This window comes from Adlercreutzia equolifaciens, from assembly GCF_029076695.1.
GTDB classification, from domain to species: domain Bacteria; phylum Actinomycetota; class Coriobacteriia; order Coriobacteriales; family Eggerthellaceae; genus Adlercreutzia; species Adlercreutzia equolifaciens_A.
Genome location: NZ_JARFIK010000457.1, coordinates 1 through 296 on the forward strand (window position 1 = coordinate 1; position 296 = coordinate 296).

General features: G+C 70.3%; 1 protein-coding gene. It reads left to right on the forward strand.

The genetic code is table 11. From position 1 onward, the window contains the following. Positions 1 to 296, forward strand: a 296-nt coding sequence (locus tag PZH32_RS13165) for a TrmH family RNA methyltransferase (protein WP_275208702.1), incomplete at both ends; no start/stop codon positions are given.

Sequence of the window (296 nt, forward strand, 5' to 3'; positions counted from 1 at the left end):
CCCTCCCTGGCCGACACCGTGGGCGCGGGGCGCCTCGTGGCCGTGCGGGAGGACATCACGAACCACACGAACGTGGGGGCCATCTTCCGCAGCGCCGCCGCCATGGGCGTGGATGCCGTGCTGGCCAGCCCCGCCTGCTACGACCCGCTGTACCGTCGCGCCGTGCGCGTGTCCATGGGCACGGTCTTCCAGGTGCCGTCGACGCGCATCGGAAACCTAGACGAGCCCAACCGCCCCGTCGAGGGCACCTGGAGCGCCGATGGCCTTGATCAGCTGAAGGATCTGGGATTCACCTG